The organism is Tautonia rosea (genome assembly GCF_012958305.1).
Classification (GTDB): Bacteria; Planctomycetota; Planctomycetia; order Isosphaerales; family Isosphaeraceae; genus Tautonia; species Tautonia rosea.
Map to the genome: position 1 here is coordinate 23,102 of NZ_JABBYO010000009.1, position 14,630 is coordinate 37,731.

The 14,630-nt window shown below is 64.5% G+C and carries 11 protein-coding genes; 8 read left to right on the top strand and 3 right to left on the bottom strand.

Annotated elements, in window-relative coordinates:
• Positions 1-86 precede the first annotated feature (86 nt).
• The 8 genes from HG800_RS16715 to HG800_RS16750 all read left to right on the top strand — a co-directional run bounded on the left by HG800_RS16715 (position 87) and on the right by HG800_RS16750 (position 10,242).
• Positions 87-509 carry a CBS domain-containing protein gene (locus HG800_RS16715; RefSeq protein WP_169977793.1) on the top strand — a complete coding sequence of 141 codons (423 nt, stop codon included), beginning with the start codon at positions 87-89 and terminating at the stop codon, positions 507-509.
• 145 nt (positions 510-654) lie between these two features.
• Positions 655-2,022 (top strand): NAD(P)-dependent malic enzyme, encoded by a 1,368-nt coding sequence (locus HG800_RS16720; protein WP_169977794.1) that lies wholly within the window; start codon positions 655-657, stop codon positions 2,020-2,022.
• A gap of 205 nt (positions 2,023-2,227) precedes the next feature.
• The gene (locus tag HG800_RS16725; RefSeq protein WP_169977795.1) at positions 2,228-3,523 is read left to right on the top strand and encodes a hydroxymethylglutaryl-CoA reductase; all 1,296 of its coding nucleotides are present in this window, start codon (positions 2,228-2,230) and stop codon (positions 3,521-3,523) included.
• Between the two features lie 179 nt (positions 3,524-3,702).
• Positions 3,703-4,683, top strand: a complete 981-nt coding sequence (locus HG800_RS16730; protein WP_169977796.1) for a 2-oxoacid:acceptor oxidoreductase family protein — start codon at positions 3,703-3,705, stop codon at positions 4,681-4,683.
• Positions 4,680-5,921, top strand: coding sequence for a pyruvate synthase (locus HG800_RS16735; protein WP_169977797.1), 1,242 nt, complete (start codon positions 4,680-4,682; stop codon positions 5,919-5,921). Before HG800_RS16730 ends, HG800_RS16735 begins: the two co-directional genes overlap by 4 nt.
• Positions 5,918-6,847, top strand: a complete 930-nt coding sequence (locus tag HG800_RS16740) for a thiamine pyrophosphate-dependent enzyme (RefSeq protein ID WP_169977798.1) — start codon at positions 5,918-5,920, stop codon at positions 6,845-6,847. The genes HG800_RS16735 and HG800_RS16740 overlap by 4 nt, the downstream gene beginning before the upstream one ends.
• Positions 6,848-6,921: 74 nt before the next feature.
• A complete protein-coding gene (locus HG800_RS16745; protein ID WP_206352313.1) occupies positions 6,922-8,028 on the top strand; it encodes a Glu/Leu/Phe/Val family dehydrogenase in 1,107 nt (368 codons plus the stop codon).
• A 75-nt stretch (positions 8,029-8,103) separates the two neighbouring features.
• Positions 8,104-10,242 carry an acetate--CoA ligase family protein gene (locus HG800_RS16750; protein WP_169977800.1) on the top strand — a complete coding sequence of 713 codons (2,139 nt, stop codon included), beginning with the start codon at positions 8,104-8,106 and terminating at the stop codon, positions 10,240-10,242.
• A gap of 112 nt (positions 10,243-10,354) precedes the next feature.
• On the opposite strand, the gene HG800_RS16755 is transcribed toward HG800_RS16750, so the two are convergent.
• From HG800_RS16755 to HG800_RS16765, 3 genes are all read right to left on the bottom strand, one after another.
• Positions 10,355-11,644 carry a ribosomal protein L7/L12 gene (locus tag HG800_RS16755; RefSeq protein ID WP_169977801.1) on the bottom strand — a complete coding sequence of 430 codons (1,290 nt, stop codon included), beginning with the start codon at positions 11,642-11,644 and terminating at the stop codon, positions 10,355-10,357.
• A 120-nt stretch (positions 11,645-11,764) separates the two neighbouring features.
• Entirely contained in the window at positions 11,765-12,709 is a 945-nt protein-coding gene (locus HG800_RS16760) for a carbon-nitrogen hydrolase family protein (protein WP_169977802.1), read from the bottom strand.
• 355 nt (positions 12,710-13,064) lie between these two features.
• A complete protein-coding gene (locus HG800_RS16765) occupies positions 13,065-14,600 on the bottom strand; it encodes a sulfatase family protein (protein WP_169977803.1) in 1,536 nt (511 codons plus the stop codon).
• Positions 14,601-14,630 lie beyond the last annotated feature (30 nt).

Here is a 14,630-nt window from a genome sequence, read left to right on the forward strand (position 1 = left end):
CTGATCGGGACAGTCGCGCGCTGGGTTCTGCGGCCTTCGGAGTGATCGTTTCCTGCAATGCTGGCTTGAGACGGAGGGTGAGCACCATGTCGGTAGGAAGGATCTGCACACGGGTTGTCGAGCTGGCCGACCCTGACGAGTCTGTTCGTTCCGTCGCCACGAGAATGGTTGGGCGCGGGGTCGGCACGCTCGTCGTCACCAATGCGGCCAGGCATCCGATCGGCCTGGTTACGGATCGTGATCTTGTCGCCCGAGTGCTGGCCGAGGGGAAGTCGGGGGACGAGACGACCGTGCTCGAGGTCATGACCAGGGCCCCGTCCACGGTTGACGAGGAGACTCCGATCGAGCGAGCCCTCGAACTGATGCGAAGCCACGCCATCCGACGCCTTCCGGTGGTGGGGGGCGATGGCGTTCTGATCGGACTGGTCAGCCTGGATGACATTCTCAGTTTGCTGGCCGAGGAGTTTCGGAACATCGGCACGCTGATCGAAAAGGAAATGCCGAAGTAACGCGACGCGTGCCAGCGGAGATTTGGTCGCAGACGATCGATCCCGGCCTGAGGCACCTGAAATGGCAAGCGAGCCCGCGTTTGCCTCGGCCCTCCACTTCGGCCCGTCGCTGTTGACCTGAGTTGATCGGAAAGGAGGTCCACCAATGGCCGAGGTGAAGCGTCGGACAGACGATCCCAGGAGTGAGGCGGTGCGGCTCCACGCCCGCCACCGAGGAACGGTCCAGATGATGCCGAAGTGCCCGATCCGGGGGTTCGGCGACTTTGCGATCTGGTACACACCTGGCGTGGCTGCTTCGTGCCTCGCGATTGCCTCCGATCCCGATCGCGTGTTCGAGCAGACGAATCGCGGAAACACCGTGGCGATCGTCTCAGACGGATCGCGAGTCCTCGGACTCGGCAACATCGGCCCGGCCGCGGGGTTGCCGGTCATGGAAGGCAAGGCCTTGCTGTTCAAGTACCTTGGAGGGGTCGACGCGGTGCCCCTCTGTCTCTCGGTGGCTGATGCCGATACCCTGATCGAAGTGGTTCGCGCCTTGGAGCCGTCGTTCGGTGGAATCAACCTCGAGGACATTGCCCAGCCGAAGTGCTTCCGAATCCTGGACACACTCCGCGACGCGATGGACATTCCGGTCTGGCACGACGATCAGCAGGGGACGGCAACGGCGCTCCTCGCCGGGCTGACGAACGCCCTGGAGGTCGTCGGCAAGCCGGTTGCGGGCCTCAAGGTCGCGATGATCGGCATGGGAGCGGCCAACGTCGCGACCTATCGGCTTCTGACGGCCTGGGGGCTCGACCCTTCGGGAGTGATCGCCTGCGACTCGACCGGGATCCTCCACCCAGGTCGATCCGACATCGAGGCCCGCTGTTCCGAGTTCGTTGACAAGTGGCGTATCTGCCGGGAGTCGAACGCCGAGGGGGTCGTTGGAGGCATTGCCGAGGCGATGCGAGGGGCGGACGTTTGCATCGCCTTTGCAGCACCGGGGCCCGAGGTGATTCGGCCCGAGTGGGTGCAGTCGATGGCTCATGACGCAGTTGTCTTCGCCTGTGCCAATCCGGTCCCGGAGATCTGGCCCGACGAGGCGAAACGGGCGGGAGCACGCGTTGTCGCAACCGGGAGGAGCGACTTCCCCAATCAGGTCAACAACTCCCTCGTCTTCCCCGGTCTCTTTCGAGGGGTTCTTGACGTCCGGGCCCGGTGCATCAGCAACGAGATGGCGATCGCCGCGGCGGAGACCTTGGCCCGATGCGGCCAGTCGAGGGGTCTTTCTCCTGGGGCGATTGTCCCCCGGATGGACGATCCGGAGCTTGCCCCCAAAATCGCTGCCGCGGTTGCCGCGGTCGCCGTTGAGCAAGGACTGGCGCGAAACCCCATTGCCGCAGAGCAAGTCGAACGGCAAGCGACCGAGCGAATCCGACGCACCCGAGCGGCGGCCGAAATGATCACGAGCGATCGCGTGCTCTCCGAACCGATCGGCACCGATCCGGACGAGCCGGACGGCGCCTCATCATGATTGGATGCCGCACCCAAAGGCCTCGGGACCATTCGCTTCGGAGGGCGATTGGGAATGATTGTGATGGCGAGCCGACAGAGATGCACATGTCGCCCTCATGGATTGACCGTGACGAACGCGATCCGATCCGACGCGACGCGATACGACCGCTTTGGCCAGATCGAGTTGAGTTCGAATTCACCGCCCAGTGGGCACCGAGGCCGTGATGACCATCGAACAGGAGCGTGCCAGACGGTATGCGGAGCGGCTTCTCGGCTTGCACACCGAGGGTGAGTGGCATCAGCGGCTTGAGCCGAAGATGGGATCTGCGGCGCCGAAGATCCGGAACAGCGCCCGGATGACGGATCGCGCGATCAATCGCCGTTGGGAAATCCTCGGATCGGGCGAAGAGGTCAGATCCGAACTGCTCGACGCTCGCTCGAACGAGCAACGAGAGCGCTACCGAAGGAACATCGAGAATTTCGTCGGTACGGTCAAGGTTCCGGTCGGCCTCGCAGGTCCCCTTCGCGTCAATGGCCTCTTCGCTCAGGGGGACTATTACATTCCGCTGGCGACCTCGGAGGCCGCGCTCGTTGCGTCGTACAGCCGGGGGGCTCAGGTGATCAGCGCGGCCGGCGGCTGTTCGGCAATGCTGCTCAACGAGGGGCTCACCCGCGCACCGGGATTCATTTTCCGAAACCTCCAGGAGTGCGGCCGCTTCCTCGTCTGGGTGACAGGCCAGATGCAAGCCTTCCGCCAATGCGTCGAGGGCACGACGAGGCACGGCCGACTCATCGACATGCGAATCACCGTTGAGGGGAACCACGTCTATCTGATCTTCGAGTACCTGACCGGGGACGCTTCGGGCCAGAACATCGCGACATTCGCCACCCAGGCGATCCACGACTACATTCTTTCGCATTCCCCGATCCGACCACACCGATCCTACGTCGAGGCGAACCTTTCAGGAGACAAGAAGGCGTCGGCTCAGTCGTACCTTTTCGTCCGAGGCAAGAAGGTGACGGCGGAAGTGATCCTTCCTTCGTCTCTGGTCGAATCGCAACTCCGCACTGATCCCCGAGCGATTGTCGAGTGCTGGGGCATGGGAGCGATTGGGGGGGTGCTCACCGGGACGATCGGGGTCCAGGGTCACTTTGCCAACGGACTGGCTGCGCTCTACCTAGCTTGTGGCCAGGATGTCGCCTGTGTAGCCGAGTCCGCGGTGGGTGTTTCTCGATTTGAGGTGACTCCGGAGGGTGCGCTTTACGGTTGTGTAACACTCCCGAACCTGATGGTGGGCACGATTGGAGGCGGGACCAACCTCCCGAGTCAGCGGGCCTGCCTGGAGCTCCTCGGGCTCTCGGGGGAGGGCCATGCTCACGCACTGGCCGAGGTCGCCGCGGGGCTCTGCCTGGCCGGCGAGCTCTCGATCACCGCGGCCATGGCCACCGGCACCTTTTCGAAGGCCCACCGGACCCTCGCTCGGGGAAAACGATCACCGAGGATCATGGGGTTTGCTTGAGAACGACCTGCGATCGGCCTATACTTGAATCGGAGCGATTTGCTTGCGACAGGTAAATCGCCTGGTCCTGACGGCCCCGACTTGCACCGCGATTGCGCATGCAAGTTCGGGGCTTTTTTCGTTTCCCCTCGCCCGAGGGACGCCCGGGAACGTTGGGTGAGCCTCACGGAGGCCGGACCATGTCGACACAGACAGTCCGGGGTGCCGGACTTGAACAACGATCCGTCAATCGGGACGGCTTCGGGCCGTCGGGGCCTTCGCTCCGCATTCGGGTCCGGTTTCATGGTCGAGGCGGCCAGGGGGTCAAGACCGCCGGCCGGATTCTGGGTACCGGGGCATTCCTCTCCGGATATCATTGCCAGGATTTCCCGGTCTACGGAGCCGAGCGACGGGGTGCTCCGGTGGCGTCCTTCGCCCGGATCGGCAACCGGCCGATCGATGAGCGGGGTGTGATCTCGGAACCGGACCTGATCCTCGTCGCCGATGCGACCTTGCTGGATGACCCTGCCGCTGGGGTGCTTGCCGGGAACGAGGCTGCCTCGGCACTTTTCCTCAACGGCAACCCCGATGCTCCACTCCCCGACCTTGGGAACCGTCTCCACCTGATCCGATGGGATCTGACCGGCGCGGCGATCGGAAGGCTCGGTCGGGCTGGTGCGCTGAGTGCTGGCCTCGGTGCGGCGGCCGCTCGGTTTGTTGGGATCGTGGCTGAGGAGCAGCTTGTTGAGGCGATCCGATCGGAGTTTACCCATCTTGGACTGTCAACGGGGGAGGTTGACGCGAATGTCGCCTTCGGCCTCGACGTCTTTCGCGCCTTGCCGACCGTCTCATTTCGAGACGTCGCCGAGACCGAGGAAGGGCTGGGCGATTCGGTAGTTCCGATGATCCCGGCCGACCCTCTGGCCGGGGGTCCAAACGTGATCAGCCCCGGCAACGCAACACTTCGGGACACTGGAGCATGGCGCCTGGAGCGGCCCGTCATTGATCGCGACCGCTGTACCCGATGCGGACTCTGTCTGATCCGATGTCCCGACGGGGCGATCTCCTGGGATGAGGAGGGTCTGCCGGTCATCGACGAGCAGCACTGCAAGGGGTGCCTCATCTGCCGCCAGATCTGCCCGATCCACGGGATCGGTCTCGAAGAGGAGGCGAGGCCATGACTAGAACCATGCTCACCGGGAACGCCGCGGCAGCCTGGGGAGCTCGGCTCGCCGAAGCCTGCTATGTGCCCGCGTTTCCGATCACCCCTCAGACCGAGATCATCGAGACCCTCGCGGGTTGGTTTGCCGATGGGTCGATGCGAGGCCGGTTCGTCACGCTGGACAGCGAGCATTCGATGATGACCGCCGCCGGCGCCGCCGCGGCGGCCGGGGTCCGAACCTTCGCCGCCACCTCCAGCCAAGGGTTGCTCTACGCAATGGAGGTGCTCTACACAGTCGCGGGCTGGCGCGTGCCCTTTGTTCTCGTGAATGTCTCTCGGGGACTCTCAGCGCCGATTACCCTCGGTCCGGATCACAATGACGTGTTGGCCGCCCGCGATTCGGGATTCATCCAACTCCACGCGGAGACCTGCCAGGAGGTGCTCGACTCGATCCTGATGGCCTATCGGATTGCGGAGGACGATCGCGTCTCGGTCCCGGTCCTTGTGAACCTCGACGGCTTCTTTCTCTCGTTCACAAGGGAGCCGGTCGAACTTCCCGACCCTGAGGAGGTGCGACGGTTCCTCGCGGCCCCCGAGTCGAGGCCCCCGGGCTTCTCGGCGTCCCGGCCGGCGGCGCGGGGGGTCGCGGTGCTGGAAGGGCCGACCTACAGCTATTTCCGGTATCAACTCCACCTTGCCGTCGAGCAAGCTCGGGTCGTCCACGAGGAGGCAGCCGAGGAGTTCGAGCGCCGCTTTGGACGCCGGCACGGGATGATCGATGGATACCAACTGGACGATGCCGAGACGGTCTTGATCATGGCCGGGTCGTTCGCCACCAAGGGTCGGGCGGCTGTGGACCGCTGGCGAGCGGAAGGCCGCCGTGTCGGCCTGCTCCGCCTGAGGATGATCCGGCCCTGGCCGACGGCCGAACTTGCGGCGGCGCTCTCGGGTCGGAAAGCGGTTGCGGTCCTCGACCAGGATCTCGCGCCCGGCTTGGGGGGCATCCTGTTTCAAGAGGTCGCCGCCGTGCTCGCCCGCTGCCCGGTTCGACCTTCGATCCTCCGGTCGTTCGTCGGCGGACTTGGAGGCAAAGAGATTAGCCGAGCCGAATTTGATCATGTGCTTCAGGTCACCGAACAGGCCGGTCCGAACGAGGGTCCGGTTGGGCCGGTGCTGCTCATGACCGCCCGAGAAGCCGAACAGGTCGGGCAACGGCTCCGGATCGCGGGGCACGTCCCGGAGGAGGCGCTGCCATGAAGGTCACCCGAGAGCACTATCGGAGCGTGAAGGATCTGCCGTCCGCCGAGTTCGTCGCACCGGGTTCGCCGCTCTGCGCCGGTTGTGGCGGCCTGACGACGCTGAGGCTTTTTCACAAGGTTTTGGGCGGGAAGGTTGTGGTGGTCAACGCAGCCGGTTGCATGACGTTGATGGCGACGTATCCCTTCACGCCGCTCCGGTCGTCGTGGCTCTATACGACGATGGCCAGTCCTTCAGCCGGGGCCCAGGGCCTCCGAGACGCGCTCGACATCCTGATCGAGTCGGGAAGGCTTCCGGCGGACGAGAATCTGGAGGTCCTGGTTCTGGCCGGGGACGGCTCCACGATCGACATGGGCCTGTCGTCGACCTCCGGAGCCATCCATCGAGGGCTCAACTTCTGGTACCTCTGCTATGACAACGAGGCCTATGGCAATACCGGCTTCCAGGCCTCGCCGGCCTCGCCGCTCGGCTCCCTGACGGCGACCTCGCCGTTGGGTACACCCTGGTCAAAGAAGGACATCTTTGAGATCTGGAGGTCGCACCGTCCGCCGTACGTTGCGACGATCTCGCCTCACGACGCGGTGGACCTGGCGGAAAAAATCGAGCGGGCCCGCCCCCTCTGCGGTCCGAAGCTCTTCGTCTCGCTCGCGACCTGCCCGCCAGGCTGGGGATTCGAGCCGGCGATGGGGGACGAGCTGGCGAAACTGGCGATCGAAACCGGAATCTGGCCCTTGAAAGAGGCGACCGACGGATCGATCCGACATACGTTCATCCCTGAGCATCGCCGACCGGTCGAAGCGTATCTCGAACCCCAGCGCCGCTATCGGCATCTCTTCCACCCGGATCGTCGAGACGACGTGATCGCGGCGATCCAGGCGGCCGTCGACCGCTACTGGGACGCCGCCATTGCATCCGAACGATGCTGATCCGAACGGTGGGCCGATCGGGTCGGAACCCGCTCGGGCCGACCGTGTTGCCTCGACACGAAAGGGGGGCTGACGTGACTGCTCACCCCAAATTCACCTGGCACGACACGCTGGGCCCATCGAAGGTTGTGCACCTATACGATCCCGAGACTGGTCTGAAAGGGATTGTCGTCATCGACAACGTTGCGGCCGGTCCCGCGATCGGCGGCGTGCGGATGGCAGCGGATGTCTCAACCGAGGAGGTCGCCCGGCTGGCTCGGGCCATGACGCTGAAGAATGCCGCAGCCGGTCTTCCCCACGGCGGCGGCAAGGCGGGGATCTGTGCGGACCCGAAGACCGCCGAGGCCCCTCGACTTGTCCGCGCCTTCGCCCGAGCGATTCGGGACCTGGTCGAGTACATCCCCGGCCCTGACATGGGAACCAACGAGCGAAGCATGGCGATCGTTCGCGAGGAGACCGGGCGGGCCGTCGGTCTGCCGAGGGTCCTCGGCGGCATCCCGCTTGACGAGATCGGCGCCACCGGATTCGGCCTGGCCCGATGTGCCGAGGTGGCCGCCACATTCGCCGGGATCAACCTGAAGGGAGCCCGCCTGGCCGTGGAGGGACTCGGCAACGTCGGCCGCCACGCCGCGCGGTCTCTGGCCGAACTCGGTGTGGTTCTGGTGGCGGCCAGCGACCGGGGCGGCGCCATCTTTTCCCCTGAGGGACTGGACCTCGATCAACTTGAGGCGGCGAAGGGTGAGAGTGGCACTGTCGCCGCCTTCAAGGGCGGGCGTCGCCTGACCCAGGCCGATCTTTTCCTGGTTGACTGCGACATCCTCATCCCGGCCGCCCGGCCCGATTGCATCCGGGCCGACAACGCCGACGCCATCAAGGCCCGGCTCGTTCTTCAGGGAGCGAACATTCCCGCCACCCCGGAGGCCGAGACGATTCTGCACCGCCGCGGGGTCGTCAACGTGCCGGACTTCATCGCCAACGCCGGCGGCGTGATCTGCGCCTCGGTCGAGTACCACGGTGGCACTGAAGCCGACGCCCTGCGCCGGATCGCTGATCAGATTGGCCGGAACACGCAGGAGGTGCTTCAACGGTCCCAGGAGGAGGGAATTGAGCCCCGCCGAGCCGCGGTTGCCTTGGCCACCGATCGCGTCCGGGAGGCAATGTCGTACCGAACGCCGTGCTGAAGAAGATTGGGGCCGCCGATTAGGCGGACTGGTTCCCTTCCCTCGGCCTCCAACTGCCTCGGAAGGCTTGAAGAAATGGCCACATCAGTTGATACTCCCTCGGCCCCCACCGGCCTCGATGTCTTCTTTCGACCCCGGACGATTGCAATCGTCGGGGCCGGCCGATCCGCCGACTCGATGGGGGGCCGCCTCGTGCGGAACCTGTTGGCGACCTTCCCGGGGCCGGTTTATCCGATCAACCCCCTGGCCGGGACGATTGCATCGGCGCGGGCGTACGCCTCGATCGACGAGGTGCCCGAGCCGGTGGATCTGGCGTTCGTCGTCGTGCCGGTGGCCGCCGCGCTGAACGTGGTGAAGGACTGTCTCCGGGCCGGCGTGCGCGGGATTGTGATGATCACCGCGGGATTCTCCGAAGTCGGCGGGGAGGGAAAAACGCTCCAGGGGCAGGTCGCGTCCTTGATCCGATCCTCAGGGGTCCGGCTGATCGGCCCGAACTGCGTGGGGATCGCCGGCACCGACCCGGCTTCTCCGATGAATGGAACGTTTGCCGATTTTCCGATGCATCCCGGCCACGCGGGGCTCGGCTCTCAGAGTGGTGCCTTCGGAGTGGTCCTTCCCGAGCGACTCCGTCGCGCAGGCGTCGGCCTCTCGGCGATGGTCGCCATCGGCAACAAGGCCGACGTGAGCGAGAACGACTTGCTGGCCTGGTGGCGCGACGATCCCAGGACGGAAGTGGTTCTCCTCTACCTCGAATCGTTTCAGAACCCCCGACGCTTTCTCCAGATCGCCCGAGAGGTCTCAGTCCAGAAGCCGATTGTGGTCCTGAAAACCGGACGAACCGAGGTGGGTTCCCGGGCCGCGGGGGGGCACACCGCGGCGCTGGCAAGCCCCGACGCCCTTGCGGAGGGTTTGATCCGTCAGGCGGGAGCGATCCGGGTGGATGACCTGGACGATCTGATCGACATTGCTGCGTTGCTCTCCTCCGAGTCAATTCCCCGAGGACGTCGCGTGGCCGTGCTCACCAACGCTGGCGGTCCCGCGGTGCTCTGTGCCGATGCCCTGGGGAACGATGGACTCGTGTTGCCGACACTTTCCCCAGATCTTCAAGGCCGACTTCGGGCACTGGTCCGCCCCGAGGCCAGGGTGGTAAACCCAGTCGATCTGATCGGCTCGACCGACCCTGCTCTGTTCGCCGAGTGCCTCCGGTTGCTGCTCGGCTCGGGAGAAGTGGACGCCATGATCGCGTCTTTCGTGCCGCTTGGGCCGGGAGATCTGCCGCCAATCGTCCGAGCGATTGACGAGGTGGCCGGCTCGATGTCTGACCGACCGCCGATGCTAGCGATCTTCCCGGTCGGGGACGATTCCCCTGCCGATCCGATTGAGGGCCGCCGCATCGTTCCGGCGCTGTCCGATCCAGGCCGGGCGGCTCGGGTGTTGGCGAGGGCTGTGCGATACGGTGAGTGGGTTCGAGCGCGTGGCTCGGCAATGGTCACCGAAGCGATCGGGCTAGATGTGGCGGCCATCCGTCGTGTTCTCGATACGGCACGAGTCCGCGGGGACGATTCCGGCGAGTGGCTGGCCCCGGAGGACGTTCAATCGGTGCTCTCAGCCTGCCGGATGCCCGTGCCAAGGTGGGAGGTCGTCGCCTCGGCCGAGGAGGCCGTTGCGGCAGCCGATCGGATCGGTGGGCCGGTCGCTCTGAAGGTCGATTCGCCCACTGTGCTGCACAAGCGAGCCGCCGGGGGGATTGCCCTGGGACTTCGAGGGGCCGCAGCAATACGCGATGCCTACACCCGAGTGACCGCCTCCGCCCCCGATGCTCGGGGAGTCTTCGTTCAGGAGATGGTCGGGGAAGGAGGTGAGGTCCTTGTCGGCCTGGCTCGCGACCCTCAGTTCGGCCACGCGATCGGTGTCGGGCCCGGTGGCTCGGCGGTCGAGGCACTCAACCTCGTCTCGTTCCGCTTCCCTCCGCTGACCGACCGTGATGCCGAGGAACTCACCCTGGCCAACCCGGTCGCCGCGATGATGCCCAGGGGCACCGACCGATCGGCCGCGATGACGCGACTTCAGCAGATTCTATTGCGGGTTTCCAGCCTGGTGACCATTGCGCCGGAGATCGCGGAGATCGATCTGAATCCGGTTCGGATCACCTCTGGCGGATCGTGCTGTGTGGTCGATGCTCGGATTCGGGTCGACGGCCCGTCTTCTGGATGACGCGGGCTGGCGGGTGATTTTCCGGCTGCGTCCTTCACCGTTTCGATGGTTGCGAAAGTCTTCCTCAGCTTGCAGAAGGGATGACCGGACGGACGACCGAGGGGTTTACGCCTCATCCGGGGGGTAGCTTCTCCAGGAGCAACTCAACGGCCTCCGAGACCCAGCCGCTGTGCCAGTCGTGATCGCGCTCCGGCCCGTCCCGGTCGAGGTGGGAAATCCCGAGCCGCTCCATCAAGGCATGGGCCGCTCGATGGTCGTCCCGAAAGTTTCCGAAGCCGAGGAGGATCAGCCGGCTTCCTTCGGAGAGTTCGTCGGCACGCTCCTCCAGGAGGCGGCTGAGCTGGTAACGTCGGAAGTTCTCCAACGAGCCAAAGATGGGCCCGGAACCGTACTTCCCAGGCTCGGACATCATCAGCGGGGCATCCCAGGCAGCAGCTTTCCCGAAGACGTCCGGGTGCCGAAGGAGGAGGGAGTATGCACCCCAACCCGACTTGCTGAAGCCCAGGAGAAGCCGGCCACCAGGATCAGTCCTCGCCGGGTAGTGCGCCTCGACGAAGGGAAGTACCACGTCAATCACGTGGTGCTCCTGGCGGAGACGGGGATCGGTCGGGTGGTCGGCATACCAGGGCAGGTCCGTGAACGAAGGGGCCACGAAGATGGCCTTGTGCTCCCGATGCAAATCGAGCCGGAGTATCTCTTCGATCGCGTCTCCGTAGCGGTGCTCATCCGTCGCCTCGACCGGCAGGAGGTAGATCACGGGGAATCGCTCCCCGGGTCTCTTTCCTTCGGGGAGCAGGACCCGAATGCTCGTCGTCCCTTCCTGGAACTCGGACCGAACAGCGTGCGAGAGGACGCCCCTCTCGTCTCGCCTGCCCTCCGAGATGTCGGTGTGCTGATCCTGAGTTTCGGCCAGGGCGACGGAACCGACGAGGCTCATGAGGGCGAGCACGAGGACCCCCAGGCAGCCTGATCCCTGTGAAGGCACGTCCATCCCATGCCTCCATCCCAGGGCTTCCACCGCGTCCTTCGCCTCCTTCAGTCCGACACCGGTTGCCTCTCGATAACGCTTGATGGCTTCGATCTTCTTCCCCTGGCCCAGCAGGGCTAGAAGTTCTCCCTCCAGAGGCCCCGCGTTCCCATCCGGAATCAGGTCCTGCTCGCCCCGCCCAATCGCCTCGACGGCATCTTTGGCCTGTTTGAGCCCGGCTCCGGTGTGTGATCGGAAAAGCTTGATCGCCTCGATGGTTTGCCCCTGATCGAGAAGGGTGCGGAGGCGGGAGCGGAGATCATCAGGGAACTCGAATGGCTTCGATTCGGAAGACCAGGCCAGGCTCGCCCCGCAATGGTCGCAGGAGTGGGATGCGTAGGGGTTGTCGTGCTTGCAGAAGGGACAGCGGGGCATCCGGGAGTGTCCTTTGGCGAACGATTCATCAAGGGCCGTGCCACGGAAGCAGGAGCTGGCACCGATCCCGCTTCGTCGCGACAGAGCGTCACCACAATCGGTAGGTCTGCGTGGGTCGCGTTACGGGACGGACTGATGCGTCGTGCCGATCGGTTTGACGATCGTCTCGTACACGTCCGGTCTTCTCTGCTGGAGATTCCGGCTGTTCTGCCGGGCCTGCCGGATTCGTCGCAGGTCGATCGTGGCGCTGATGTAGCTCTCCTTCGGTTCCATGCTCTCAGCGAGGATCTGGGCAGGCCACTGGCCGATCATCGTCCCTGCCCCATAGGCCTGGTTCGTGGTGATCATCGCCACTTCGTTCTGAAACATTGCAGACTTGACGATGAAGTCCTCCACGGTCCCCCTCCGACCGTTGATCCAGACCAGGATCTCGGCCCCATTGAGCGAGAGAATGCGGAACGACTCCGGGAACCAGCCATCGTAGCAGGTCAGGATCCCGACCCGACCGAAATCGAGGTCGAAGACCGGAAAGGCCTCGCCCCGGTTCATGGTCCACTCGGGGTCATTCGTCAAGAACCACGCGTCGTCCTTGCCCTGCGGAGGTTTCGACCAGGGTGGTTCGCCCTCGAAATGATCCACAGCGGCGTGGACCTTGTGGTACTTCCCGGCGATCTTGCCCGATCGGTCGAAGAGGAGCGCCGTGTTGGCATACGACCCGTCCTCGAACACTTCCCAGCAACCCACGACCACGTAGATCTTGCCCGCGGCGGCCGCTCTGGCGATGCGATCGGTCTGCGGACCTGGAACAGAGATCCTGCCCAATAGATACTCCGGAAAGACGACGAGTTGCGCGCCGTCCCTGGCCGCCCGCTCGATGAATGGGACCAGGGCTTCACTCGGGTCGAATCCGGGTCGTGGTAGGTCGGTCTTGTCGTAGCCGAGGATCTGAACGGCCGCAACCTTCACCTGATCCGAGTCAAGAGGCTCACCGCTCCAGGCAATGAGCGCGGGGAACAGCAAGGGAAAGGAAAGGGAGAACAGGGTCGTCATGGTGTTGTGTCGCATCTGGCAATTCTCCCGAACCCGGAGGCCGGTTCCGTCTCGCGTTGAGGTTCTATCCTGCCTGAGTTTGTGAGGCCCAGGATCGAGATGACCCGATCCGATCGTCGGGAAGCTCGTTGAGCACGATCGAGCGCTTGATGCCCGGCACCGGCAACGGCTCATCCACTCGATCGCCACGATTGCATCGTCTGCCCCTTGGCTGCGGCGACCCGCGGATTGAATGACGCCGTGGCTTGCTCAGGATAGTCCGGGCGGAAGGTCTTCGCAACTCGCACACTCCCTTCGAATTCCCTTTATGCTTTGCTTCTCCAATGGGAATTGAAGTGAGACACCTGGGAGGGAGGACAAGAGCACGGTCTCAGGGAGCACTTCGACCGCTGGCACGGAACAGTTCGAGTTGATGTTTGAGTTCGGCGACGATTCTGGGATGCTTGCGAGCGAGATTGGTCGTCTCTCCGGGATCTTCCTTGAGGTTGTAGAGCTGGCAAGGGGCATCGGGGTCGGTCTCTGGAAGGGCGTAGTCCTTCATCCCCCAGGGCCCGGGACGCTCGTAATCGTTTCCTCCCGAGCCCGTGTGGTCGAGGTACTTCCACGGCCCGCGGCGTATCGACAGGTCGAGCGAAATGGTCTGCTGGAGCAGGTACTCGCGGATCGGCTCCTCTCCACAGGTTCCGAGCAGCACCGGCAGCATACTGTAACTGTCCTCGGCGGCGTCGTTCGGCAATGGGGTGCCCACAATCTCGGCGCAGGTAGCCATCACGTCGGTCAGACTCATCATCTGATCCGTGACCGTGCCGGGCTCGACCTTGCCGGGCCAGCGGACGATGAAGGGAACGCGATGTCCCCCCTCCCACTGATCCCGCTTGACTCCTCGCCACGGAAAGGCCCCGTCATGACCATAGGTCTTTCTCATATTCAGAACCGTGGGGACCTCGGGACCGTTGTCGCTCGTGAAGATGACCAACGTTCGCTCCGAGACGCCGAGCCGATCGAGCGTGTCGAGCAACTCGCCGACGATCCAGTCCATTTCCAGGATGAAGTCGCCGTGCGGGCCGACGCCGGAGCGGCCCTTGAAGCGGTCGGCCGCCAGAGACGGCAGATGGACAGCCTGCATCGAGTGAACGAGGAAGAAGGGTTGTTCGAGATTGGTCCGGACGTGCGTCTCCAGGAATTCGATGCTCCTGGCCAGAAACACCAGGTCAACCGTTTCGTGGTCGAAGCCTTCGGCGATCATCCCCGGTCGGCAATCCAGGGCATAGGGGTGCGCCGGAAGCCCAGATCGGTCGAATTGCTCGACCGGTGAGACGGGGATCCGGTCGCCTTCGATGTAGGCATAGAGCCAGTCGGTCGTCGGGCAGCAGGCCGTGCCGAAGAACTGATCGAAGCCGCGGTGAATCGGGCCGTCGGGAATTGGCCTCGTGGGGTCGATCTGGCGAACGCCCCGGAGCCCGTCGTCCTCGATCCGATTGCCATCTCGGTCCAGGAACGTCATGCCAATGTGCCACTTACCGCAACATGCCGTTGCGTAACCCTTGTCTCGGAGCATCTGCGGCAAGGTCAGGCGATCTTCCGCGATCAGGCTGGGCCCGCCCACGCCCACAAAGACCCCCGGACCGCCGACACGGAACTGCATCTGGCCGGTCATGAGGCTGTAACGTGACGGCGAGCAAACAGTCGAAGGGCTGTGAGCGTCGGTGAACCGCATCCCCTCCGACGCCAGCCGGTCGATGCGAGGGGTCCGGACCTTCGCCTCCGGGTTGTAACAGCCGACATCCCCGTACCCGAGGTCATCCGCGAGAATGAGGAGGATGTTCGGCGGCGCCTCCTCGGGGGTCGTCTCTTGGGGCTGGCATCCCAGCAAGGCGGAACACGCAACCAGGCTCGCTGCGATCATGGTCAGAGGCTCCGGCGATGGAGTGAACAC

Coding starts and splice junctions, on each gene's coding strand:
- HG800_RS16720 (WP_169977794.1), top strand. CDS start 655: ATGGCCGAGGTGAAGCGTCGGACAGACGATCCCAGGAGTGAGGCGGTG.
- HG800_RS16725 (WP_169977795.1), top strand. CDS start 2,228: ATGACCATCGAACAGGAGCGTGCCAGACGGTATGCGGAGCGGCTTCTC.
- HG800_RS16740 (WP_169977798.1), top strand. CDS start 5,918: ATGAAGGTCACCCGAGAGCACTATCGGAGCGTGAAGGATCTGCCGTCC.
- HG800_RS16760 (WP_169977802.1), bottom strand. CDS start 12,709: ATGCGACACAACACCATGACGACCCTGTTCTCCCTTTCCTTTCCCTTG.
- HG800_RS16715 (WP_169977793.1), top strand. CDS start 87: ATGTCGGTAGGAAGGATCTGCACACGGGTTGTCGAGCTGGCCGACCCT.
- HG800_RS16735 (WP_169977797.1), top strand. CDS start 4,680: ATGACTAGAACCATGCTCACCGGGAACGCCGCGGCAGCCTGGGGAGCT.
- HG800_RS16750 (WP_169977800.1), top strand. CDS start 8,104: ATGGCCACATCAGTTGATACTCCCTCGGCCCCCACCGGCCTCGATGTC.
- HG800_RS16730 (WP_169977796.1), top strand. CDS start 3,703: ATGTCGACACAGACAGTCCGGGGTGCCGGACTTGAACAACGATCCGTC.
- HG800_RS16765 (WP_169977803.1), bottom strand. CDS start 14,600: ATGATCGCAGCGAGCCTGGTTGCGTGTTCCGCCTTGCTGGGATGCCAG.
- HG800_RS16755 (WP_169977801.1), bottom strand. CDS start 11,644: ATGCCCCGCTGTCCCTTCTGCAAGCACGACAACCCCTACGCATCCCAC.